This window comes from Flavobacterium sp. ZT3R18, from assembly GCF_007097385.1.
Lineage (GTDB): Bacteria > Bacteroidota > Bacteroidia > Flavobacteriales > Flavobacteriaceae > Flavobacterium.
In genome coordinates this window covers 1-24821 of the sequence record NZ_VJZS01000004.1, presented here as the reverse complement: position 1 = coordinate 24821, position 24821 = coordinate 1, and the positions used below count along the sequence as shown (strand labels likewise).

Genomic DNA, 24821 nt, shown 5'->3' with positions numbered 1-24821 from the left:
AAGTTATACACCCCTTCCGATAGAATACTTATTTATAAAACAGCAACACCTTTCATTTAAAAGACTCACTCACTTCCCCATCATTCATTGGTTGTCCGAAATAGAAAAACTTAGAAAGAGATAAAAATCAAAAGTTATCGCAACGATTGGAGATTGGTTAATAAAAGTTGCTTTCTATAAGGCGTGACCACGAAGAAGGACCATTTTTCAATTTGGATTCAATGAGCTTAAAAAATTTCGAACAATAAAATAATCTCGGAAATTGTAACATTTCATTTACTGAGACACTAATAGGAATTACCAATTACTCAAACAATTTCAAAAATGAAAAACCCATTAATAAAAATCACCAATATCAAACGAGATTTTGCACTTGGAAACGAAATAGTCTATGTACTAAAAGGCATTGATTTAGAAATTAACAAAGGGGAATATGTAGCACTGATGGGACCTTCTGGTTCCGGAAAATCTACCTTAATGAATTTATTGGGTTGTTTAGACACCCCAACATCTGGTACTTATATTTTGAACAGTAAAGATGTGAGTCACATGAAAGACGATGAACTGGCCGAAATTAGGAACAAAGAAATTGGTTTTGTTTTCCAGACATTCAATCTACTACCCAGAACAACAGCCTTAGACAATGTAGCCTTACCAATGATCTATGCAGGTAGCTCAAAAGCCGAAAGAACTATTCGCGCTACCGAAGTGCTTAATCAAGTAAATCTTGGTGACAGAATGGATCATCAACCCAACCAACTTTCTGGAGGACAACGCCAGCGTGTGGCTATCGCTAGAGCATTGGTCAATAAACCTTCTATCATTCTTGCAGATGAACCCACCGGGAATCTTGACAGTAAAACATCATTAGAGATCATGAAACTTTTTGGCGACATACACGCCAATGGAAACACGGTGATTTTGGTAACTCACGAAGAAGAAATTGCTGCTTATGCACATCGCGTTATTCGATTGAGAGACGGGCTTATAGAGAGCGATACTCCAAACAGACTGCCTACTGATAGCCTTGCCGAGATGGCAGCCGACAGTATTCACTGAATTGCATTTAATGGAAATAGAATGCATCGAACCCGATTTGTATTTTGACATTAGCGAAGGCGCACTGGAACGGTTTGTTGCTTCAATAGTCGAATTAATACAGTAATTTTGTTTTTAAATCTAACTTGGACTTCTGACCTAAATCTAAAATCAGAACTCTAAAATCTAAAATTAGAATGAAAGTATATACTAAAACAGGGGATAAAGGTACAACGGCACTTTTTGGTGGAACGCGTGTCCCAAAAGACCATATTCGGATAGAAAGTTACGGAACTGTTGACGAATTAAATTCCTATATTGGTCTTATTCGGGATCAAGAAATGGATTCCCATTACAAAGAAATCCTGATTGAAATTCAAGATCGTCTGTTTACCGTTGGGGCCATTCTCGCCACTCCACCGGAGAAAGAAGTCATGAAAAACGGGGAACTTCGTTTGAAAAAACTTGGAATTACAGAAGAAGACATCGAATTATTAGAAAATGAAATAGACACTATGGAAGAAGCGCTTCCGCCAATGACCCATTTTGTTTTACCGGGCGGACATCAAACGGTGTCATATTGTCATATTGCTCGTTGCGTTTGCCGCCGTGCAGAGCGTTTGGCAGTGCATTTAAGTCATAATGAACCTGTCGCTGAAATAGCAATCAAATACTTAAACCGACTTTCTGACTATCTTTTTGTCTTGGCACGAAAATTGTCTCATGATTTAAACGCTGAGGAAGTGAAATGGATACCGAGGAAATAAGATTTAAGATTGAGGATTAACGATATTAGATTTAAGATTTAAAAATCAATATTAAGCAATCAAAAATCGTTAATCAAAATTCAGAAATCAGCAATAATTAGAACGTTCTTAACTTTTTTAAAAAATAAATGGTTTTTTACTTGTCTTTTTCAGTAAAAAATTTATTTTTGCACAAAACTAAATCGACAGATATGTATTGGACATTAGAATTAGCATCATATTTAAGCGATGCGCCATGGCCTGCTAACAAAGACGAACTTATTGACTACGCTATTAGAGCAGGAGCTCCATTAGAAGTAGTAGAAAACCTTCAATCTATAGAGGACGAAGGCGAGATATATGAATCAATGGAAGAAATTTGGCCAGATTATCCTACCGACGAAGATTATCTTTGGAACGAGGATGAATATTAAAAAGTAAACCTAGAAAAAGTCTCAAAAGAGGCTTTTTTTTTGTTTAAATTTACAGAGTTATAAAAATAGAAATAAAAATAGATCATGAGTTTCATAAACAGTATTATTAAAATCTTTGTTGGAGACAAATCTGAGAAAGATGTCAAAGCATTACAACCGTATTTAAATAAAATAAAAACTTTTGAAAGCGCTTTGCAAGCCTTGTCTCATGATGAATTGAGAGCTCGAACCGCTTTTTTTAAAGAAACAATAAAACAAGCTCGTGCCGAAAAAGATGCTAAAATTGCAACACTTCAACTTGAGGTAGATAGCATTGAAGACATTGACAAGCGCGAAGATATCTATAACGCTATTGATGCTTTAGAAAAAGAAGCTTACGATATCTCTGAAAAAACATTATTGGAAATTCTTCCCGAAGCTTTTTCGGTTGTTAAGGAAACTGCAAGACGTTTTAAAGACAACACACAAATTACAGTTACTGCTTCCGCAAAAGACAGAGAACTTTCGGCTACAAAAAGCTACATTACCCTTGATGGCGACAACGCTATTTGGGCAAACACTTGGAATGCAGCCGGAAAACAAATCACTTGGGACATGATTCACTATGATGTTCAGTTGATTGGTGGAATGGTTTTGCATGAAGGTAAAGTTGCCGAAATGCAAACAGGTGAAGGTAAAACATTGGTGGCTACTTTGCCATTATACTTGAATGCCTTGACCGGGAACGGTGTGCATCTAGTAACAGTGAATGATTACTTGGCCAAACGTGATAGTACTTGGAAAGCACCTTTATTCGAATTTCACGGAATGACGGTAGATTGTATTGACAATCACCAACCTAATTCTGAAGGAAGAAAAAAAGCTTATGATTCTGATATCACTTACGGTACTAATAACGAATTTGGTTTTGATTACCTGAGAGACAACATGGCACATTCGCCAGAAGATTTGGTTCAAAGAAAACACAATTACGCTATTGTCGATGAGGTCGATTCAGTTTTAATTGATGATGCCCGTACCCCTCTTATCATTTCAGGACCGGTTCCTCAAGGAGACCGTCATGAATTTAATGAGTTGAAACCAAAAATTGAAAATTTGGTGGCACTACAACGTCAATTGGCAAATGGTTTTCTTGCCGAAGCAAAAAAATTAATCAAAGAAGGAAACACTAAAGAAGGTGGTTTTTTATTGTTAAGAGCCTACAGAAGTTTACCTAAAAACAAAGCGTTGATTAAGTTTTTGAGTGAAGAAGGAATCAAACAATTGCTTCAAAAAACCGAAAACTCATACATGCAAGACAACAATCGCGAAATGCCAAAAGTGGATGAAGCGTTGTATTTTGTAATTGAAGAAAAAAACAACCAAGTTGGTCTAACGGATAATGGTATCAAATTCCTTTCTGGAGATACTGATGCTGACTTTTTTGTCCTTCCAGACATTGGAACAGAAATCGCAGCTATCGAAAAGAAAAAATTAGATAAAGATGCTGAAGCCGAAGAAAGAGAAAAACTTTTCCAAGACTTTGGTATAAAAAGTGAACGTATCCATACTTTAACGCAACTTTTAAAAGCGTATAGCCTTTTTGAAAAAGATGTAGAATACGTTATCATGGACAACAAAATCATGATTGTCGATGAGCAAACGGGTCGTATCATGGATGGTCGTCGTTATTCTGATGGTTTGCACCAAGCTATTGAAGCCAAAGAGAACGTAAAAATCGAAGCTGCTACACAAACATTTGCAACCGTTACTTTGCAAAACTACTTCAGAATGTACAACAAATTGGGTGGTATGACTGGAACAGCTGTAACAGAAGCTGGTGAATTATGGCAAATCTACAAACTGGATGTGGTAGAGATTCCTACAAACAGACCAATGTCTCGTATAGACAAAGAAGATTTTATATACAAAACAACTCGTGAAAAGTTTAATGCTGTAATCGAGGATGTAACCGAATTGTCTAAAGCTGGAAGACCAGTGCTTATTGGTACAACTTCGGTTGAGATTTCAGAATTATTGAGTAGAATGTTGAAAATGCGTGGTGTTGCACACAATGTATTGAATGCAAAAATGCACAAACAAGAAGCTCAAATTGTTGAAGAAGCAGGAAAAGCCGGTGTGGTAACTATTGCTACCAACATGGCGGGTCGTGGTACCGATATTAAATTGTCTCCTGAAGTGAAAGCCGCTGGAGGTTTGGCAATTGTAGGTACAGAACGTCATGACTCTCGTCGTGTAGACCGTCAGTTACGTGGTCGTGCAGGACGTCAGGGAGATCCGGGAAGTTCTCAGTTTTATGTTTCTCTTGAAGATAACTTAATGCGTTTGTTTGGTTCTGAAAGAGTAGCCAAAGTGATGGACAGAATGGGATTGCAAGAAGGTGAAGTGATTCAGCATTCGATGATGACCAAATCTATCGAACGTGCTCAGAAAAAAGTAGAAGAAAACAATTTTGGTGTTCGTAAACGTCTATTGGAATATGATGACGTAATGAATGCACAACGTGAAGTGGTTTACAAACGTCGTCGTCATGCCTTGTTTGGTGAGCGTCTGAAATTGGATATTGCGAATATGCTTTATGATACCTGCGAACTAATTGTAGATGAGAATAAAGCTAGAAATAACTTCAAAGATTTTGAATTTGATATTATTCGTTATTTCTCTTTTACATCTCCAGTATCACAAGAGGATTTCTCTAAATTGACTGAAATTGAAATTACAGGTAAACTTTATAAAGCGACCCTTGAATTTTATACTGAAAAAACAGAAAGAAGCGCTAGAGAAGCATTCCCTATCATCAAGAATGTTTATGAAGACAGAAACAATCAATTTGAACGTATTGTAGTTCCGTTTACCGATGGAATAAAATCGTTTAATGTAGTAACGGATCTAAAGAAAGCATACGAAACAGAAGGTGCTCAATTGGTAGCCGATTTCGAAAAGAATATCACTTTATCTATCGTTGACGAAGCTTGGAAAAAACATTTACGCAAAATGGACGAATTGAAACAATCAGTTCAATTAGCCGTTCACGAACAAAAAGATCCATTGCTTATTTACAAATTAGAAGCATTCAACTTGTTCAGTTCTATGCTTGACAATGTGAACAAAGAAGTAATTTCGTTTTTATTTAAAGGTGATTTACCAGCTCAAAATGCTCCTGTTATTGAAGAAGCAAGAATCGAACGTCAGAAAGACGATTATAAATTGAGTAAAGACGAAATTTTAAATTCTGATGAATTAGCCGAACGAAATCATGAAGCTGGACAAACCCAACAACGACAAGTTACTGAAACTATCGTTCGTGATATGCCAAAAATCAATCGTAATGACAATGTAACGATTCAAAATGTAGCCAACGGGCAAACACAAGAAATGAAGTTCAAGAAAGCCGAAAGTTTAATAGCTAACGGAGCTTGGGTTTTGGTTTCTTAATAGAAAATAGATTTGATTTGAATCCCCAATTACGAAAGTAGTTGGGGATTTTTTGTTAAATGATAATTATCATAATTAGTTTTTAAAACTTGGTGTATATTTGTTGTATAATAAATAACAAGCCCCCAGCTGGAGCAAGCGTCTCGCTTGTGCGCACAAACAAAATAAATAAAGGTTATAAAAAAAACAGGCGTAATTGCCTGTTTTTTTTATACTTTATTCTGAAACTAAACAATTCTACTTATTGCTAATTTAGGGTTTCTTTTATTGTGAATAATGGCAGTAAAGACAACTGTCTTAGTAGTTTCATCAATATAAAAATGAATATTGTATGGGAATATTTTTGGATGGGCAATTCTAACATTTTTATAACGTGTCGAGTAAGCAGAAGGCATTTTTAAAATCTGCTCAATTGCTTTTTCTATAGTAAAAGCAAATTCAACTTCCAGCCCCTATTTTTGCTCTTTATACCAAATTTTTGTTTCTTGAATATCAGTAAAAACTTCGTCAAAATATTGAGAATTGTACATTAAATTTTGCGCTTTAGTTCTTCCAAAAGGCCTTCTATTGGCTTTAATCGTTCCGGATTTATGGCAATAGCTTCTAATCGACTGTCAATCAGATCCTTTTCCCATTGCAGTAAGTCTTGTTCAAGATTCTCAATATCGGGATAATTGTTTTTTATCAAAGTCCAATCTTCCATTGGCACATAAACCCCAGTTTGGTTGCCAAAATTATCTTGTAATACCTGTAATTTCATCGTGTTGATTATTTAGCGGTTTGTAAATTCTTTTCAGAGAAGTTTTGAATTTTTTGTTTGGTTAGTCTAGTATCAATAATATTCATTACTGTTCCTTTGTCTTTCTCATTAAGCTGGAAAATTAATCTAACTTGTTCGATGGCAGTTTTATCTCAGCTACACTCTTTAAAAATATTAAATTAAGACTGCAAAAGTATCTAAAAAAGACAAAATAAGCAATAATTATCCCCCAGCCGTGGGTTTTCTAAAAGTTCTTTTAATTCTTCCTCCAAAGTGGGAAACTTCTTTTTGAAACGCTTGTACCTACTCTCAAACAAGGCGAATGGATAAATTTTATTTTTCATCCAATAATTGGGCTAATGTTTTTCTTTTGACATTGTTATCTTTAGCAAACTTAACTTGTTGCAAGCCCGTTTCTATCTGACTTAACAGACTATCGTTTTCAAACTCAACAAAATCAAGACTTTTTATATACTCTAAAAGTAATTTTGCTTGCTTGGCTTGCTTGCGTGCTTGCTCGTTTCTTTAATTCGTACTGTCACCATGACATTTACTGATTTGATTTCTACAAATGTACAAAAAAAACAGACTTCTTAAATCGACTTTATCTAAATGACAATTATCATAATTAGTTTTTAAAACTTGGTGTATATTTGCACTAATAATAAATAACAAGCTCCTGAAAGTCTTATATTACATAACAATTTCAATTCTTTTGCTACTCCCTTCATTTAGCAACGTTATCATTTATCTGAACTTTAAAGCCAATCAGGATAAAATTGCAAAGACGTTGTGCATTCAAAAAGAAATGAAAAACAACAAATGTAACGGTAACTGTTATTTGTCCAAACAACTAAAAAAAGAAGCCGAAAAAGAAAAGCAAGAATCTTCTAATTTAAAAGAGAAACAAGAATTGGTATATACGCAAACTCTTTTAACGTATAACTTACCTTCTAATACTATCATTAAAAAAACAAGAATTATGGTTTCAACGTATTGTGAGAAACCCAAATCGATTGCTTTTTCTATTTTTCATCCCCCACTCGTATAATTACTATTTTTAGTTCATATCCGTTTCAACTCAATTGAAACACTTTTTTTCGTGGCTTAAAGCCAATGAAAAAAAATGACTATTCATTATAATTTATACAAACAAAAATGAAAAAGATATTCCTTGCCCTTTTGGTCATTGGACAAATTGCCTGTGCGCAAGATCAAAAGACAAAAGACAGCACAAAAACAGAAGAACTTGAAACTGTTTTTATAACCGCCAATCGTACTGCAACATTCAGGAAAGCAACTCCAGTAGCTATCAGTAAAATAACTGCAAAAACCATTAATGAGACTAAAGCCACTAGTGCTTATGAAATCATCAACAAAACACCAGGAGTATTGATGGTAAATCTAGGTAACGAACAGCACTCAATGTCCATTCGCCAACCCATGACCACCAATGCTTATTATTTGTATCTGGAAGACGGTTTACCCATTCGACCAATGGGAATTTTCAATCACAATGCCTTACTGGAAATCAATCAATTCAACCTTCAAAACATAGAAGTCGTAAAAGGCCCTGTATCATCTCTATATGGTCCTGAGGCTGTTGGTGGAACGATCAATTTAATTTCCATTCATCCGCCTGTTAATCCTGAATTCAAATTTGGAATCCAAGCAGACCAATGGGGATATAAACGAATTCAAGCAGCTGGTGGAGCGACTGTAGGCAAAATAGGTTTTCATATCGCAGGAATTTCCAGTTTGCAAGAAAACGGCTGGATGACCTATTCTGATTATAAAAAAGATAATCTTAACATCAGGATTGACTATAACATAAACGATAAAACCCGATTAATCAGCAATACGATGTGGGGTAAGTACTATTCTGACATGAGCGGTAGTGTGAATGAGGCTGCTTTTTACAATAGAACCTACAAAAGTGCAACCGATTTTACCTATCGAAAATCGGATGCATTAAGAACACGATTGACTTTAGAACACGACTGGAATGATAATGCCAGCAGTTATATTACCGTTTATCATCGAGACAACAAAATGGGGCAAAATCCATCTTACGGAATCAGATGGAGTCCTACTGTTAAACCTACAACTGCAACAGGAGAAGTCAACTCTAATAATTTTAAAAGCTATGGTGCCATCGGACAACACTCTCAAAAGTTTGATTTTTTAAATACTAAAATTGTTGGTGGCGCACTCTATGATTATTCTCCCGTTACTTATTGGTCCTATTTATTGGATTTAAAAGCCAATTTAAATCCTGGAACTCCTGGAAAACAGACGGTAGATTATTATGAAATCCTTGCCGAGCGACCTGATATAAAATTGGCAAATTATACAGCCGACATTTACAATACCGCTGGTTATGCTCAATTGAGTTTCAATCCTATTGAAAAATTGGTAATAACCGCAGGAGCACGTTATGATAATTTGAAAGTAGCTTATAACAATGCATTAGACAATTCTACAGGAACAAAAATTTATGACAAGCCCACTTTTAAAGCGGGTGCCAACTACAACCCTATACAATATACTGGAGTTTACGGGAATTATTCTCAAGGATTTGCTCCTCCCGGAATCACATCCATTTTTAGAGCCAAACCGGGAACTGGAGGAACAACAGGAAAACCAGCAGAGTTTTATTATAATCTAGAACCGGCAACATTCGACAATTATGAAATTGGAGGTTGGTTATCCCTATTGGCAGGTAAATTAAACTTTGATTATGCCGTTTATTATATGGAAGGCAAAAACGAATTATTAAGCGTTCGCTTGCCAGACAACACAACCGACTATCGTTCTGTTGGAGAAACCAGACATAAAGGAGTTGAATTTGGAGGGAATTACAAAATCTCCAACCAATTGAACATTCGATTTGGGGGGACTGTTGCTGAACATACTTTCATCAATTTTAAAGTTTCGGATAATCCAGCGGATGCTTTGCAAAATCTGGACGGAAAAGAAATGCCCGCAGCTCCAAGATGGTCCGGAAATTCTGAAATCAGTTATTATCCTAATTGGTTACCAAAGTTCAGAACTTCACTAGAATGGCAGTCTGTTGGAAACTATTACCAAGACCAGATCAACACGGTAAAATATGCTGGGTATGATATTTTTAATTTCAGAGTTGGCTACCAATGGAAAAGCCTTGAAATTTACGGAAACGTGATCAATCTTACTGACAAATTATATGCCTATAATGTGTCGAGAGGAAACACAACAACCTCTCAACCTAGTTATACTGCTTCAGCTCCAAGAACATTTATGATTGGACTGCAATATAACCTATCCCTAAAAAAATAACAAAATGAAAAACAATCATCTCTACTTGTTGATTTTACTACTCTTCACAGTAACAAATGGATTTGCACAAAACATAAATGCAGCACCGCAACCAATCGTAAATGAAAGTAACATCAAAACCAGTTGCCCTTTTTTTACAAAAAATTCAAAAGGAGTTCCTGTGATTAGCTTTGCCAAAGAAACCAAAGAAAACGAAACCGTTCTTTGTTATGCTGTATTTGATTACAATAAAAATGAATTTCAAAACCCGATCATAATTGAATCCAGTAAAGGTGTTGAATTGCATGGTGAAAATGCCCCGAAAATAATTTTCAAACCCAACAACGAGATCATTGCCGTTTGGGGGATTGATAATGCAACCGAAAAGAAAAAATACGGGGGTCTTGTAAAATATTCCCAATCCTTTGATAATGGAGAAACCTGGACAAAAGCAAAATCATTGGTAGAAAGCCCTGCAAGTATTGACCAACGTTATTTTGATATCGATTTGCTTCCAAATGGTGAGGTTACGATAATCTGGTTAGACAGCAGAACGAACACCGAAAAAGAAGGCTCTACACTCTATTATGCAGCAACAGTGGGAACTTCGGGATTTAAAAACGAAAAACCAATTGCGGAAACCACCTGTCAATGTTGTCGTACGGATTTATTTATCAGCAAAAATGGGGTAATTAATGCCGCCTTTAGAGATATTATCAATGAAGAAATTCGCGATATGGTATTAACCTATTCTACAGATAATGGGAAAACATTTTCTGAGCCTAAACGAATAAGTCCAGACAATTGGAAAATAAACGGATGTCCGCACACGGGGCCAACAATGACCGAAAATGAAAATGGATTGCATTTTGCCTGGTACACTTCTGGTGGAGGATCTGGAGTTTTTTACTGTAATTCTAATGATTCTGGCAAAAGTTTTTCTAACCGAAATGTTGTCAGTGACAAACCTTCGGCAAAGCACCCACAAATCACATCATTAGACAATAAAGACGTACTTATCGTTTGGGATGAAACAGTCACTAAAAATGATACTATGTCCGTAAAAATTGGTTTGCAGCACAGGGATAAAAGCGGAAAAATTATTGCTACAAAATACATTTCCTCAAAAAACACAACGGCTACTTTCCCAATCATAGAAGCTATTAATAAAAATCAATTACTGGTAGCTTGGAGCCAAGAATCTACTGATGAAAATGTGTATTACAAAATAGTGACTATAAATTAATTTCCATCATTAGAATAACTTTTAGAAAGTAAATTTAGATTATAAAAAAATGTTCCAATTCAATCCCCAATTCACTCTTGCAGTTGGGGATTTTTTTATATAAAAAAAGTAAAAAACATGAGAAAAAATATGTTGATTTAATTCCTTAAATTTACTTTCAATAGAAAAACAAAACAGATGTACACCATACCTTTTCAAACGATAGATTGGAACAATATACCCACCACCGAACACAAAGGCACTACTGGTGTAGCCTATTGGCAAACGATTCTCTTTGATGGCCTTCGAATTCGAAAAGTCATTTATTCCGACAATTACAAGGCCGATCATTGGTGCCAAAAAGGTCACATTGTTCATTGTTTGGAAGGCGAATTCAGCAGCGAACTTGAAAATGGCGAAATCTTCAAACTTACCCAAGGAATGACTTACGTTGTTTCAGATGATTTGAGTTCACATCGTTCCATAGCCGCAAATCAAGTTACTTTATTAATTATTGATGGTGGTTTTTTGAAACCAAGCAAATAAAAACAGTATGAACAACTTAATAAATAAGCTCATTAATTTCATTGATCTTCAAAAAGGAGAGGAAGACAAGAAAAAGGTGCTAGAAAACATACTGAGTAACATTTCTTTTCGAGGTTCTAATTTATGGATTTTGGCATGTGCCATTGTAATTGCTTCTGTGGGACTCAATGTCAATTCAACTGCTGTAATTATTGGAGCCATGCTTATTTCTCCTCTAATGGGGCCTATCGTTGGAGCTGGTTTTGGGTTAGGAATGTATGATTTTGAATTGGTCAAAAAATCAATCAAAAACCTTGCGATAGCCACCGTTGTAAGCTTAATCGTTTCGACACTTTACTTTTATATTAGTCCATTCAAAGAAGTTCAATCAGAACTTTTGGCACGAACCTCTCCCAATATTTATGATATTTTGATTGCTTTTTTTGGAGGATTGGTAGGTGTCATTGCAGTTACTAGAGTCGAAAAGGGAAATCCTATTCCAGGCGTTGCTATTGCCACGGCTTTGATGCCTCCTTTGTGCACTGCCGGTTATGGATTGGCGACTGGAAATTATTTATTTTTTGGAGGTGCGCTGTATTTGTACACCATCAATTGCGTTTTTATATGTATCGCTACATTTATTATTGTAAAATATTTAAAATACCCCATTGCCAAACAAATCGATGTAAAACATCAAAAGCGTGTAAAACAAGGAATCACAGCACTTCTTTTAATTATGATTATCCCCAGTATTTATTTTGCCTATCGATTATTTGATGAAAAGAAATACAAACAACGCACCGAAGAATTTATTGAACACGAATTCCCTCAAAAAGATTTTACCCTTATTTACAAAAGAACCGATTACAATAGCAATCCAAAGATTCTAGAATTGGCATTTTTGGCTAAAAAATTCAACGCTGCAGAAATCAAAACCTACAATCAGAAATTAAAAGAATATGATTTATTGAATACACAACTGCTCATCAAACAAGATACATTTGATTTAAAAAATGACATCCTAAATACTATTAACAATCATAAAAAATCGGGAGATGATAAAGATGTTTTAATTCTTAATTTACAGAAAAAAATCTCCAATTATCAATCCAACAATACTAACGTAAGCAAAGAAGCCATAATTCTTTTTCCTGAAATTAATACCGTTTCCATTACCCAATACACCAGCAAAGACAAAACCATTCCAATCCTGTTATACAAAAGCAGGACAGAATTAAAATTGGATTCAAAAAGAAAGTTAACTATTTGGCTAGAGCAAAGACTGGAAAAAGATACTGTGGAAGTGTATAGACAGCCGTAATTGTAAGTCAACAAATTTGAAAAACCAAAAAAAAACTTTACATTTACTTGAACAATAAAACAAACAACTAAAAAACATACTATCATGGCAAAAAGTCAAGACGCTAAGAAAACGGCCAAAAAAGAGCCTCTTAAAACCGCAAAAGAAAAGAAGGAAGAAAAGAGAGAAAAGAAAAATAGTCCGAAAAGGGATTAAAGTTTTCAGTCGCAGTCGCAGTTTTCAGTCATACTTACTAACTAGTTGGGACTGAAAACTGAGACTGAAAACTGAAAACTTATTTAGCTGGTATGTTTTCTAAAATTTCCAATACAAATTTCCAGTATTTTTGAGCCGAAGAAATACTCGCTCTTTCATCTGGAGAATGCGCTCCGTGAATAGTTGGTCCAAAAGAAATCATATCCATATCCGGGTAATTTGTCCCTAGAATTCCGCATTCTAATCCAGCGTGACAAGCAGCTACATTTGGTTTGGCTCCATTTTGTTTTTCGTAAATAGAAACTAAAACATCTAATATTTCAGACTTAGGATTTGGTGACCAACCTGGATAAGAACCTGAGAACTCTACTTCACATCCCATTAATTCAAAGGCAGAACGCAAAGCATTAGCCAGATCAAATTTGGACGATTCTACTGAAGAACGTGTCAAACATTGTACAGAAAGTTTCCCCTCTCCTACCACAACTTTGGCAATATTATTGGAAGTTTCAACCAAATTATCAAAATCGGCACTCATTCTGTAAACACCATTGTGCGCAGTGTACATCGAACGAACAAAATAAAATTGCGCTATCGATGGCATCACGGTTGCCGGAACAGTATCTAATTTTTCGAAAACTACTTCAAGATTAGGTTCGGTAGTTTGAAATTCAGCCTTGATTTCATTTACAATTTGTTGCATGTCAAACACAAAAGCTTCATCATAAACAGCGGCAATTATTACTTTCGCCATACTTTCGCGCGGAATTGCATTGCGAAGACTTCCACCGTTGATTTCAGAAATTTGCAATCCAAAATTATCAAAACCATCAAATAACAAACGGTTCATAATTTTGTTGGCATTCCCCAAACCTTTGTGAATATCCATTCCTGAATGCCCACCTTTTAATCCTTTTACCGTTATGGCATAAGCAACAGAACCTTCTGGAGTTTCCTCTTCATCATACTCGGCAGTGGCCGTAACATCGATTCCACCGGCACATCCAATACCAATCTCATCATCTTCTTCGGTATCCAAATTCAATAAAATATCTCCTCGAAGAATTCCACCTTGTAAATTCAAAGCTCCAGTCATTCCAGTTTCTTCGTCTATGGTAAACAAAGCTTCAATAGCCGGGTGTGGAATATCGTTGCTTTCTAAAATCGCCATAATAGTCGCTACACCAAGACCGTTATCAGCACCAAGAGTAGTTCCTCTGGCACGAACCCAATCCCCATCAACATACATCTCGATTCCTTGAGTATCGAAATCAAATACAGTATCCGAATTTTTTTGGTGTACCATATCCAAATGTCCTTGCAAAACAAGTGCTTTTCTGTTTTCCATGCCTGGAGTAGCTGGCTTACGAATAATTACGTTGCGGATCTCATCTTCAAAAGTTTCTAGTCCTAAATTATTACCGAAGTTTTTCATAAACTCGATTACACGTTCTTCTTTTTTAGAAGGACGAGGGACTGCATTTAAATCTGCAAATTTGTTCCAAAGTGCTTTTGGTTCTAGATTTCTTATTTCTTGGCTCATTTATTTTTATTTTTTATTTTTTATTTTTTATTTTATTCAATTCCTTCTATTCTGTCTATAAAAACGTTTACCAATTTATGGTCTTTGTTTATCTCAACAATATCATCCCAAAGTTTTGTGATGGTTTCAAAAAAAGGCTTCATCTTCATATTCCCAAATCGAAGATGAATCACTCGAGGTGGAGGATTATTGAACATTATTTTATTTGAAAAATCACAATCTTTAGTAATGATAGTTAGATTATTTGTTTTGGCATAAGTCCAAATTTGCTCATCTGTCCATTCATCGTTAATATCTTTAACATGAATAAATTCAGGAGTATTCCAAAGCGAAAAGTAGTATGGTAAATTGGCATCGATAATAAAAACAGCCATATTATGCTACTGTTTTTATAGTGAAATTTCTATTCATCAATTCGGAGGCAAATTTCAAACAGGCATCAATATCCTCTGATTCCAAGGAAGGATATTGTCTTAAAATTTCTTCTTTTTCCTCTCCTGCACTTAAAAACTCAAGAATAGTTTGCACAGAGATTCTCTTGCCGCGGATTGTGGGTTTTCCGTTGCAAATTTTATCATCAATAGTAATCCTGTTTGCAATAAATTCCATATTTAGTCAGATTTATTTTTTACAAATTTACAAAAAGAAATAACATTCAATTTCAATTGCATTCAAAATATTAACTCAATGCACCTCATTAAAAATATTATATTCGCACTAAAAACATTAAATTTCTAAATGCATCACAAAATTACAAAAAAGAAATAGCACTTCTTTATTTATAATTAAATTTATACCCAAAATCTATCTCGTGAAAAGACGTTACATTCTTCCAATATTCTTGTTAATCCAAATCGTAATCCTAAAAATCATTCGGTTTTTTCCGGAATGTGTAGAACGTTTTTACAGCAACGGATTGTATATATTATTATCAAAAACTTTGAGAATCGTTTTGGGAAAAATTCCTTTTTCTATAGGTGATTGCTTGTATTTTATATTAATTGTATTGCTTATAAAATGGTTGTGGATGAAAAGGCAATCCTGGACTCGAGGCAGAGCCGAACAAAGCGGAGCTAAACAGGAATGGAAAAACAACCTCTTAACTATTTTGAGTTTTTTATCGGTGCTTTATTTCTTCTTTCACATCCTCTGGGCATTGAACTATTACCGTGAACCACTGTTTGAAAAAATGGCTATTGAAAGAGATTATACAGATGCCGATTTATTGGCTTTTACCAAAAAAATAATTGCCAAAACGAATGCAATTCAAAGTCAGATTACAAAAAATGACAGTTTGAAAGTGGTTTTCCCTTACTCACAAAACCAAGTTTTTGAAATGAATCAAAATGGATATAAAAACTTATCCCGCGAATATGTTTTTTTTACCTACTCGCATTTGAGTGTTAAGAAATCCTTATTTAGTTTGCCGTTGACCTATATGGGTTTTGGCGGTTATTTGAATCCGTTTACCAATGAATCACAGGTAAATTATTTAGGTCCGATGTACAGTTTTCCGATGACCACGAATCATGAAATGGCACATCAGATGGGATATGCCAGCGAAAGTGAATGCAATTTCATTGGTTTTTTATCTTCTATCAAAAATGACAATTTGTATTTTCAGTATTCGGGTTATAGTATGGCTTTGCGCTATTGCCTAGGTAATTGGCGAGTACGAAACGAAAAAATACTCGAGCAATTACTCAAAACCGTTCATCCTGGGATTTTGAAAAACTATAAAGAGAGCGAAGATTTTTGGGAACAATACCAAACTCCAATTGAAACGGGATTTCATGCTTTTTATGACAATTTTCTAAAAATGAATCAACAAAAAGACGGTATGGATAGTTATAGTAAGTTCGTGAATTTAATGGTAAATTATTATAAAGTGAGGCCGTTTTGAGTTATCTGTTTTCAGTTTTGGGTTACACGATGTTTAGGGTGTGTTTTTACTTTTTTTTTTTTTGATTCTTTAGCTTCTTTTAATTTTTTAGATTTTTTCCTTTGAAAAGGTCTTATGAAAAACTAAATTTCTCGATTAGCCCCGATAGAAGGGAAAATCCTTTTTATCCCGATTTTTCATCGGGATAAAAAGATTGGAATGATAGCGGGACAAATGTTGTTGTGAATGATAGATTTGTGCTCCTAATTATTGTTTAAAATAAAAAAGTGTCGTTTTGTAACAAAATTGACTAGTGTCGTACTAATTGAAATATGAGCGAGAATTTAGAACCTTCTTTTGTCAAGCAACTGCAAGAAAACCAGAATATAATCCACAAGATTTGTCGATTGTATACTGCTGGCGAGGATGCGCACAAGGATTTGTTTCAGGAAATCACGATTCAGTTGTGGAAGGCTTTTCCGAAATTTAGGGGAGACAGTAAATTTTCGACTTGGGCTTATCGGGTGGCTTTGAATACGGCAATTACTTTGTACAGGAAAAATAAGCGAAGCATTGCGACTGTTGAATATGAAGGCAGACAGCATTTTACGCATGATATTGAGTATAATTACGAAGAAGAGGAGCAGTTGAAATTAATGTATGAAGCGGTTTATCAGCTGAATGATATTGAAAAAGCGTTGGTATTTATGTATCTGGAAGACAAGGATTATACCGAAATATCGGAAACTTTAGGAATAAGTGAAGTGAATGCAAGGGTAAAAATGAACAGAATAAAAGGGAAATTAAAAAAAATATTAAATCCATTGGGCGTATGAAAGAGTTGGATTTATTAAAAAAAGACTGGAATAAGACTTCAGCTTCTTTTGAGCAGGTTTCGGAAAAGGAAATATACAAAATGATTCATAAAAAATCATCTTCGGTAGTGAAATGGATTTTTATGATAAGTGTGATTGAACTTGGTTTGGGATTGGTATTGGGATTGGTTTTATCTTTTACCAAGTATGACGAGAAAAATGTAGAATTAATTAAGCATTTAGGGATTTACGAGTATTATATAGCCACTACTGTGTTACTATATGCGGTTATCCTTTTCTTCATCTATAAATTTTATACGATGTATCGTAAAATTGCTGTCGATGATAATACCAAAAAACTAATCTCTACGATACTAAAAACGAGAAAAGTGGTTAAACAATATATTGCGTTTAACTTGTCCTTTTTTGCTTTATTTTTTATCGCTTTCGGAGGGTATATGTTTTATGAAAGCTACTTGGAAGGTGCTTCCAAAAACGGCACACTACATCCTGAAATGCCATTGAATATCGCTTTAATATCCTTGCTGGTGTTGATTGTAGCTACGGCTTTATTAACCTTTTCTTTTTGGTTAGTCTATAAGCTTATCTATGGTATTTTACTAAAACGCTTGCAGAAAAACTTTGAGGAATTGAAGAAAATAGATTTATAAAATTAGTAAGTGATTAGTGAATAGCCCCTAGTAATTAGCTAAAATGCTTTTGGGCTATTCACTAATCACTAAGGGCTATTCACTTTTTATTCAATATTCCCACTGTCTTTTCTTGTTCAATTCTTCTTGCTCTTTTAATTCCTCAGCTGGAATTACTTTAAGGAAAGAAGCATGTTGCTCGATGGCATATTCTACTTTTTCAACAATTTCTTCAATAGTATCATTATCATAATCAATATCCAAAGGCTCTTTGATGATAAATGATTGAAGGATTCCTTTCTTTTTCATACGCAACCCTTTCTTGCAAAACGAGCGTCGAAAACCGTCAATTACTATAGGGACAACTATAGGTCGGTGTTGCTTTATAATGTGTGCCGTTCCTTTCCGAACGGGTTTAAACGATTTGGTTGTTCCTTGCGGAAAAGTAATTACCCAACCATCGGCCAACGCTATTTTAATATTCTCTGTATCATTTGGGTTTACATCCTTTTTCTCTTTTACATCTTCCCCTTTGGCTCGCCAAGTTCTCTCTACTGTAATAGCTCCCGCATAGGCCATGATTTTAGGCAATAAACCTGCATTCATAGTTTCTTTGGCAGCGACATAATACATACTCAATTTGGGATTCCACATATACCAAACGTTTTTTATGGAATCTTCTCGCCCGCTTAAACTGGCATTGAATACATGAAACATCGCTGTCACGTCGGCAAAATACGTTTGATGGTTGGAGATAAAAAGGACGTTTGTGTCAGGCAGATTTTTAATGATTTCAGACCCTTCTATTTGCAGTTCATTAAAACCACGGTAACGTCTATGACTAATAAATCCGAAGATTCTAATCAACCATTTTTTTATAAATAGTATATGACCGAAAGGATTTCGCTTAAATAATCCCATAAGATTGTTTATTTGTTTTTGAATTTGGGACTACAAAATTACGATTTTTTTTCGTGGTTTTTGGATTCAAACACTACAATGCTTCAATTAGAACCTAAAAAACAGGGCGCTTTCTTGGGTAATAAACATTATTTCAAAGACAGTAAATCTTTCAAAACTACCTTTAATTCACTCAACATCATAGCGGTTGCCCCCCAAACAATGTGCTCTTCTATTTTGAAAGCGGGCACTTCAATAGCATTGCCATAAGAAGTATTTATTTTTGAATTAACAGTAATAGTATCACTTAAAAAAGTACACAAAGGCAATTCTATTATACCTGACACTTCTGTAGGATCCGGATAAAAAATAATTTCTTCTTTACAAATTCCCAAGAAAGGGTAAACCATAAAATTACTTGGTGGAATGTATAATTTTGTAAATGCTTTTACTATTTCAACTTTTTCAGGATGAATTCCAATTTCTTCATAGGTTTCCCTTAAAGCTGTTTCTTCAAAATTGGCATCTTCATTTTCATATTTTCCTCCTGGAAATGCAATTTGGGATGAATGTACTCCTTCATAAGAATTCCGAACTATTAAAACCAAATGCGTAATGCCATCTTTAGGATAAAGCAACATCATTACTGCGGCAATCTTAGGTTTTATCTGCTCAAAATTTAAATTTTTTATAATTTCAAGACGTTCTTTGGGTACCATAATGTTATGAGCATCCTCTCCGGGAAGATTAACAGCACTAAAATGAGGAACTAATTGTAAAAAATCTTGAAAATCCATAATCAAAGGTTATTTTTGCAAATAAAATAATTATAAATATAGTTTAGAAAATAGTGTCAAACAAATTTTCTCTTACCTAAACCAAAAGATATGTACAGCAAAGAAGAAAATCAAAAACTAAAACACGAATTCTGGGTTGATTTTGCACAAAAATACCCTAGAAAATGGGTATTATATGATACCAAAATAAAAGATTTCTCCTTTAAATTTTATGTCGAAAATACCAAAGCCCGAGTGCATATCGATATAGAAATGAGGAATGCAGCATTGCGTATACGGTATTTTGATAAACTCGAAGCACTAAAAAATATACTTGAGGAAGAATTTGTCAAGGATCTAGTTTTTGAAAGAAATCACACCCTCGAAAACGGGAAAACCATCAGCCGCATTTGGGTCGAAAAAAGCAATGTAAGTGTAAGCAATCGCAAGTATTGGGATGAAATTTTTGATTTTTTCTATGAGAAAATGAATGCACTGGAACTGTTTTATTTAGAATATGACGGTTTTATAAAAGATATTGAGATTTAAGATTTTAGAATAACGAGTGCTGATTTGTGATTTGACGCAGCAAACCGAAATCTACAATCTAAAATCGTTACCCGAGCCTGAAAGGCGAACAGGCGAAGCAATCCTAAATCAAAAATCAACATGGATTTATTCGGAGAAACAAATGATTGGGCAACCAAATTAGCCCCAATCCTTGAGAAATATAACGGTCGAAAACATCCGTTAGACTACCAGAATTTGTATCAATTGGTCATCATGGTGGTGCTTTCGGCACAAGATTCTGATGCCAATATCAACTCCATATCTCCTGCCCTTTTTAAAAAGTTCCCCAATATGGAACGACTAGCTGCATCAAATGTCGAGACCTTAATTCCATACATCTCTAAAGTTAGAAATTTTGGAACCAAGGCTAACTGGATCCTAGAAATCGCACAAACAATCCAAAAAGACGAAAACATACCGCTTACCATGGAGGGCTTAACGTCGCTAAAAGGTATTGGACGAAAATCAGCCAATGTCATTATGCGTGAAGCCAAAGTTACTGCAGAAGGAATAATTGCCGATTTACACGTGATTCGTGTCTCCCCAAGAATTGGATTAATCCCTGAAACACAGGACGGCAATAAAGTCGAAAAACAACTCATGCAAATAGTGCCAAAAATAATTTGGGCTGAGATTGGCATGGCCATTTCTTTTCTGGGAAGGGAAATTTGTAGACCAAAACCGAAATGTGAGGAGTGTCCAATTAATGCGGTTTGTGGGTATTATAGGGTTAATCAATAGTATTTAATCTCAATTAAAGGAATAATCTATAAAATTAACCTTCCTTTATCAACATTTGTACATGCCCCAAGGGTCGGGCTGTCCATTGTATCTTTTCATTTCCTAAAGGAGCAAAAGAAAAGGATGCCATTCCCATCCCTCATGCAATCACATTTTCAAAACAGCCTTTAAGTAAATCAAAATAATCATATACTAAAGAATCGCTCCCTTTTTACGACAAAACACAGGGTTCTAAAGACGGATCACCCACTCTTTTAGCTTAATCCATCCGTTTTGCTCTTGATTTAATACCAAACACATGTATTATATAGTCCAAATTTTATCTAAAAACACATAACTATATCCACAGATACTCATTACCTCTTTTTTGCTTGTAGCTTTTACGATATTAGTAATGAAATCTTCTACATCTTCCAATGAATTATAAAATTTATTAGAAAACTCTCGTTTGTATTTTGCCCACATTTTTTCAGCGGGATTAAGTTCCGGAGAATATGGTGGTAGAAAAACCAAAACAATATTTTCAGGAATGATTAATTTTTTAGCCTTATGAAACCTTCCATTATCCAGCACCATTATTTTGAGTTCTTTTGGATTTTCTTTAGAGAAATCATTTAGAAAAACTTGAAAATTATCGGCGTTGCAATGCGGGAGTATTAATTGAAAATGGTCTCCAGTTATGGGCGAAAAAGCTCCGGAAAGCCAAGTTGATTTAAAAACTTGTTGAAAAGTACAAATCAGTTTAACACTAATAGCAGTAACTGATTTTCCATTTCGAGTGAACAAACCAAAACGCGATTCATCTTGAAAATATAAGTTTACAGAGTCAAAATCACCCACTGTATTTAGTGCTATTTCTTGACAGATTCGTCCGAAGTCTTTTTAAAAGAGATTCCCTGATCTTCGTCTTTTTTGACATGACTTTTGCGGGCTACTTTTACACTTGATTTAAAATTCCTGATGCAGTAATAAAGCAATGTGTTGTAATTAAAAGTCTTCCCTGATTCTTTTTCAATCCAATCTTTAAGCTCAACATAGCCTTGAAGTCCATTTTGAGGGTTGTTGAGTTTTGTTTCCAACATATTGTGTTCAATAGCATTAAAAGCCGACGGCTTAAAACCTGTTTTTTGATGCTTCATCAAACCCTCAATTCCAGCATTAAGGTATAAAGTTCTCCAATTCTGAACGCTATTGGGGTCAACCCCCGCTAATTTAGCAACCTCACGTTTAGAAATCCCTACTTTTTCGTTTTGCTTCAAAATCAGCAGAACTCTCAAACGTTGACCAATAAATGGAATAGATTGTTTGAGCAGATTTTTTATTTCTTTTTCGGTTTCCTTAATTACCAAAATTTTTGCATGTGCCATAATTACTGTTATAATATAGTCCAAATTTAACAATAAAAAACCAATTATCAAAATTGGTCTATATTATATTTTCGTTTGGTATAACTATAAAACTGGTACCTCTGTAAAACAAAAAACCCCGTTTTGTAAGAAACGGGGTTTTCAAAAAGAAAGGCGACGACATACTCTCCCACATAACTGCAGTACCATCTGCGCAGGCGTGCTTAACTACTCTGTTCGGGATGGGAAGAGGTGAGCCCCGCCGCAATAACCACCTTAAGGTCGTTTTGCAATGGGTATTCCGACTTATTCGGAACAACATTACACAATATCTTAACATACTGAGATAAAGAACATAAAAAGTATTTTAGAAAGTTCTAAAACTCAAAAAAACCACAACCTTTTAGGGTTGCAGCTTACTTTTTCAGCGCAATGCAAGCTTATCGCTTATTGCCTAATGCTTTATTTACTAAATTTGTTGATATTTTAGTATCAAACTAATACATATATCTATTATGAAATCAGTATCTATCGATTTACTAACGAAAAACCTCAAAACGCTCCTCAAAGTGTTTTAGAACGCGTGATTGGTTATGTTGATGCTCTTGCAGAGCCTGCAACAAACACAAATCCATATGGCTTGTCTAAAGACCAACAACAAATTTTAGACAGCCAAATTAATTCTGACAAAGCTACTTATACTGATACCGAAAAAATTTATACCGACTTAAAAAGCAAGTATGAATTATAAAATCATTGTTTCACCTATCGCTTTTTTTATTGTTGATGAACCTAGTAAAACTGTTTTCTTAAACGCAGTATTTCATACTTCGCAAAATCCTGATAAATATCCTGATAACAAGTAGTCCCACTCTTTGTGATTACACAAACAAACAGCCCCTGCTTGCAATTGCAATCGGGGGCTGTTTGTTATAGAAAAGTGACTCTTTTTATGCCTTGCTCGAAGAGTTATATTGTTCTAAAGCTAAGTTGGTACATTTTTCCTTTGTCGAGTAGTTTTACCTCGATGTCTTTCATGGTTTTCGGAACCAAATCTACAGGAGCCACCGTTCGGGCTTGGTCGATATCCGAAGTAGAAAAGTAGCGCTTCACTAAAGGTGTCTTACGGTATTGTTGCTGAATTTTTTCTTCGGTTTCGTCTATAATCACAATCTTGGTATTGGGCTTGGCAACCCGAATCATTTCCAGAATGGCTCTTTCTCGGTTGTTGAAGAAGTTGATTCCTCCTACGTGAAACACACTGTCAAAAGAGTTGTTAGCAAACGGAAGGTATTCAGCATTGCCCTGAAAAAGTTCCATAGGGATGCCCCATTTTTTCTGGTTCCTTTGAGCTTGTTTGAGCATTCCTGCCGATATATCGATACCAAAATAATTGGCATTCTTAGGCAATACCTTAAAATTCCAACCCGTGCCTACCGATGTTTCGAGCACATTCCAGTTTTCTTGCACTTCTACATCTTTCATCCAGTCGCTGCGCAATTTTTTTAAATCATAAAAAAGCGAATACACCACTTCGGCAATATCATTGAGTCGGCTAATCTTGTCGTAAAATTTTTGATATTTTAAGTTGAGGTCTTTGGTTTCTTCGAGTGCCAAAAAATTTGGAATTCCGTTTACAATCGGTACAATATTTCCCAAATGATCGGTTAAGAAATCGTTTCCGTTTTTCAATACTAAGGGCTCGTTGTTGTATGGGTTAATAAGTATGCTTACTGAGGTGTTTTTCATTTGTTTTCGATTTATATTAATATAGTAAGATTAGAAACTATTCAGGCCGTAGAATTACAATAGTTTTAAAAGCAGCCAAAAGGTTTTGACCATTTTTAATACAGGTTGCCGAAGGTCGGATTTGCAATCCGTGGCCACAAAGTAAAGTCATACTATACTCAAAAACTAATCTCAAAACAGAAAAACTACCAGCTTTTACCGCTGATAGCTTTTCCATTTTTGTAATTTCTTTGCCGATGTGCTGTGCGCTAACGGATTACAAATTCACTCGATCGGGTTTATTCTCGCATATCTTGAAGGTCGGGCTGTCCGCTATATCTTTTTTATGGCAGAAAAAGTCATAAAAAAGGATACCACTCCCATCCCTCACGCAAACACACTCAAAATAACTTTCTCCTATCCTCAATTAGCTTTCTCCTCCCCCAAAACAACTTTCTCAAGCAGGGAAATCACTTTCTTGAGCAGGCAATTATCATAATACTATTTCCAACGTACAACCCACCCAACCCCACACCTAGAATCTTTAAATTTTTCAATCATTAAATCTTTAAAGCAAAAAACCCCGTTTCGTAAGAAACGGGGTTTTTCAAAAGAAAGGCGACGACATACTCTCCCACATAACTGCAGTACCATCTGCGCAGGCGGGCTTAACTACTCTGTTCGGGATGGGAAGAGGTGAGCCCCGCCGCAATAACCACCTTAAGGTCGTTACAATTGCTTTGGGCAATCATTTGCAATAAATATCATTTTTACAATGATAAATAAGACAATAATATCTTAACATACTGAGATAAAGAACATAAAAAGTATTTTGACGGCCCTTGAGCCTGTCGAAAGGAGAAAGTTTCTCCCCCACCTCCCTTCGACAAGCTC

Annotated in this window: 25 protein-coding genes and 2 rRNA genes; 15 read left to right on the top strand and 12 right to left on the bottom strand. The window is 35.1% G+C overall.

Annotated elements, in window-relative coordinates; all coding sequences use genetic code 11:
* Positions 1 to 324 precede the first annotated feature (324 nt).
* The 4 genes from FNW52_RS05950 (at position 325) to secA (ending at position 5653) form a co-directional block, all read left to right on the top strand.
* The gene (locus FNW52_RS05950) at positions 325 to 1059 is read left to right on the top strand and encodes an ABC transporter ATP-binding protein (RefSeq protein WP_143376552.1); all 735 of its coding nucleotides are present in this window, start codon (positions 325 to 327) and stop codon (positions 1057 to 1059) included.
* 176 nt (positions 1060 to 1235) lie between these two features.
* On the top strand, positions 1236 to 1805 hold the full coding sequence (locus FNW52_RS05945; protein ID WP_143376551.1) for a cob(I)yrinic acid a,c-diamide adenosyltransferase: 570 nt from the start codon (positions 1236 to 1238) through the stop codon (positions 1803 to 1805).
* Between the two features lie 191 nt (positions 1806 to 1996).
* Positions 1997 to 2218, top strand: coding sequence for a DUF2795 domain-containing protein (locus FNW52_RS05940; RefSeq protein WP_007138072.1), 222 nt, complete (start codon positions 1997 to 1999; stop codon positions 2216 to 2218).
* 84 nt (positions 2219 to 2302) lie between these two features.
* Positions 2303 to 5653: a preprotein translocase subunit SecA gene (gene secA / locus FNW52_RS05935; RefSeq protein ID WP_143376550.1), complete on the top strand. Its 3351-nt coding sequence runs from the start codon at positions 2303 to 2305 to the stop codon at positions 5651 to 5653.
* 529 nt (positions 5654 to 6182) lie between these two features.
* On the opposite strand, the gene FNW52_RS05925 is transcribed toward secA, so the two are convergent.
* Complete coding sequence (locus FNW52_RS05925; RefSeq protein WP_143376549.1) at positions 6183 to 6413, bottom strand: addiction module component CHP02574 family protein; 231 nt, start codon at positions 6411 to 6413, stop codon at positions 6183 to 6185.
* A gap of 808 nt (positions 6414 to 7221) precedes the next feature.
* Here FNW52_RS05925 and FNW52_RS05920 point away from each other — a divergent pair.
* The 5 genes from FNW52_RS05920 to FNW52_RS05900 all read left to right on the top strand — a co-directional run bounded on the left by FNW52_RS05920 (position 7222) and on the right by FNW52_RS05900 (position 12781).
* The gene (locus FNW52_RS05920; RefSeq protein WP_143376548.1) at positions 7222 to 7464 is read left to right on the top strand and encodes a hypothetical protein; all 243 of its coding nucleotides are present in this window, start codon (positions 7222 to 7224) and stop codon (positions 7462 to 7464) included.
* Between the two features lie 107 nt (positions 7465 to 7571).
* Positions 7572 to 9731 carry a TonB-dependent receptor gene (locus FNW52_RS05915; protein ID WP_143376547.1) on the top strand — a complete coding sequence of 720 codons (2160 nt, stop codon included), beginning with the start codon at positions 7572 to 7574 and terminating at the stop codon, positions 9729 to 9731.
* Positions 9732 to 9735: 4 nt separating this feature from the next.
* The gene (locus tag FNW52_RS05910; RefSeq protein ID WP_143376546.1) at positions 9736 to 10956 is read left to right on the top strand and encodes a sialidase family protein; all 1221 of its coding nucleotides are present in this window, start codon (positions 9736 to 9738) and stop codon (positions 10954 to 10956) included.
* 177 nt (positions 10957 to 11133) lie between these two features.
* Positions 11134 to 11481, top strand: a complete 348-nt coding sequence (locus tag FNW52_RS05905; RefSeq protein ID WP_143376545.1) for a DHCW motif cupin fold protein — start codon at positions 11134 to 11136, stop codon at positions 11479 to 11481.
* Positions 11482 to 11488: 7 nt separating this feature from the next.
* On the top strand, positions 11489 to 12781 hold the full coding sequence (locus FNW52_RS05900) for a DUF389 domain-containing protein (protein WP_143376544.1): 1293 nt from the start codon (positions 11489 to 11491) through the stop codon (positions 12779 to 12781).
* A gap of 274 nt (positions 12782 to 13055) precedes the next feature.
* Here the strand turns inward: FNW52_RS05900 and FNW52_RS05890 are convergent, their stop codons facing one another.
* From FNW52_RS05890 to FNW52_RS05880, 3 genes are read right to left on the bottom strand one after another with little or no spacing between them, the layout of a single operon-like run.
* Positions 13056 to 14519, bottom strand: a complete 1464-nt coding sequence (locus tag FNW52_RS05890; RefSeq protein ID WP_143376543.1) for an aminoacyl-histidine dipeptidase — start codon at positions 14517 to 14519, stop codon at positions 13056 to 13058.
* Positions 14520 to 14551: 32 nt separating this feature from the next.
* The gene (locus tag FNW52_RS05885; protein WP_143376542.1) at positions 14552 to 14893 is read right to left on the bottom strand and encodes a DUF5615 family PIN-like protein; all 342 of its coding nucleotides are present in this window, start codon (positions 14891 to 14893) and stop codon (positions 14552 to 14554) included.
* 1 nt (position 14894) lies between these two features.
* A complete protein-coding gene (locus tag FNW52_RS05880; RefSeq protein ID WP_143376541.1) occupies positions 14895 to 15128 on the bottom strand; it encodes a DUF433 domain-containing protein in 234 nt (77 codons plus the stop codon).
* Between the two features lie 202 nt (positions 15129 to 15330).
* Between FNW52_RS05880 and FNW52_RS05875 the strand changes: the two genes are divergently transcribed.
* From FNW52_RS05875 to FNW52_RS05865, 3 genes are all read left to right on the top strand, one after another.
* Entirely contained in the window at positions 15331 to 16422 is a 1092-nt protein-coding gene (locus FNW52_RS05875; protein ID WP_143376540.1) for a DUF3810 domain-containing protein, read from the top strand.
* Between the two features lie 311 nt (positions 16423 to 16733).
* On the top strand, positions 16734 to 17237 hold the full coding sequence (locus tag FNW52_RS05870) for an RNA polymerase sigma factor (RefSeq protein WP_116760377.1): 504 nt from the start codon (positions 16734 to 16736) through the stop codon (positions 17235 to 17237).
* Positions 17234 to 17887, top strand: coding sequence for a hypothetical protein (locus FNW52_RS05865; RefSeq protein ID WP_143376539.1), 654 nt, complete (start codon positions 17234 to 17236; stop codon positions 17885 to 17887). Before FNW52_RS05870 ends, FNW52_RS05865 begins: the two co-directional genes overlap by 4 nt.
* Before the next feature lie 90 nt (positions 17888 to 17977).
* On the opposite strand, the gene FNW52_RS05860 is transcribed toward FNW52_RS05865, so the two are convergent.
* On the bottom strand, positions 17978 to 18787 hold the full coding sequence (locus FNW52_RS05860; protein WP_143376538.1) for a 1-acyl-sn-glycerol-3-phosphate acyltransferase: 810 nt from the start codon (positions 18785 to 18787) through the stop codon (positions 17978 to 17980).
* Between the two features lie 128 nt (positions 18788 to 18915).
* Positions 18916 to 19563: a CoA pyrophosphatase gene (locus tag FNW52_RS05855; protein WP_143376537.1), complete on the bottom strand. Its 648-nt coding sequence runs from the start codon at positions 19561 to 19563 to the stop codon at positions 18916 to 18918.
* Positions 19564 to 19653: 90 nt separating this feature from the next.
* Here FNW52_RS05855 and FNW52_RS05850 point away from each other — a divergent pair, with 90 nt between their 5' ends.
* Together FNW52_RS05850 and nth are read left to right on the top strand one after the other, a co-directional pair.
* The gene (locus FNW52_RS05850) at positions 19654 to 20091 is read left to right on the top strand and encodes a DUF4268 domain-containing protein (protein ID WP_143376536.1); all 438 of its coding nucleotides are present in this window, start codon (positions 19654 to 19656) and stop codon (positions 20089 to 20091) included.
* Positions 20092 to 20211: 120 nt separating this feature from the next.
* Positions 20212 to 20853: an endonuclease III gene (gene nth, locus FNW52_RS05845; protein WP_143376535.1), complete on the top strand. Its 642-nt coding sequence runs from the start codon at positions 20212 to 20214 to the stop codon at positions 20851 to 20853.
* Positions 20854 to 21156: 303 nt separating this feature from the next.
* On the opposite strand, the gene FNW52_RS05840 is transcribed toward nth, so the two are convergent.
* The 3 genes from FNW52_RS05840 to rrf (FNW52_RS05830) form a co-directional block, all read right to left on the bottom strand.
* On the bottom strand, positions 21157 to 21693 hold the full coding sequence (locus tag FNW52_RS05840) for an IS630 family transposase (RefSeq protein ID WP_185965929.1): 537 nt from the start codon (positions 21691 to 21693) through the stop codon (positions 21157 to 21159).
* Between the two features lie 11 nt (positions 21694 to 21704).
* Positions 21705 to 22220: a helix-turn-helix domain-containing protein gene (locus tag FNW52_RS05835; protein WP_143376533.1), complete on the bottom strand. Its 516-nt coding sequence runs from the start codon at positions 22218 to 22220 to the stop codon at positions 21705 to 21707.
* A 148-nt stretch (positions 22221 to 22368) separates the two neighbouring features.
* A 5S ribosomal RNA gene (rrf, locus tag FNW52_RS05830) occupies positions 22369 to 22478 on the bottom strand.
* 304 nt (positions 22479 to 22782) lie between these two features.
* On the opposite strand from rrf (FNW52_RS05830), the gene FNW52_RS20690 reads away from it, so the two are divergent.
* Complete coding sequence (locus tag FNW52_RS20690; RefSeq protein WP_185965928.1) at positions 22783 to 22950, top strand: hypothetical protein; 168 nt, start codon at positions 22783 to 22785, stop codon at positions 22948 to 22950.
* A gap of 218 nt (positions 22951 to 23168) precedes the next feature.
* On the opposite strand, the gene FNW52_RS05820 is transcribed toward FNW52_RS20690, so the two are convergent.
* From FNW52_RS05820 to rrf (FNW52_RS05810), 3 genes are all read right to left on the bottom strand, one after another.
* A complete protein-coding gene (locus FNW52_RS05820) occupies positions 23169 to 23948 on the bottom strand; it encodes a class I SAM-dependent methyltransferase (RefSeq protein WP_143376532.1) in 780 nt (259 codons plus the stop codon).
* A 37-nt stretch (positions 23949 to 23985) separates the two neighbouring features.
* Positions 23986 to 24165, bottom strand: a complete 180-nt coding sequence (locus FNW52_RS05815) for a hypothetical protein (protein WP_143376531.1) — start codon at positions 24163 to 24165, stop codon at positions 23986 to 23988.
* A 375-nt stretch (positions 24166 to 24540) separates the two neighbouring features.
* Positions 24541 to 24650 (bottom strand): 5S ribosomal RNA (rrf, locus tag FNW52_RS05810).
* Positions 24651 to 24821 lie beyond the last annotated feature (171 nt).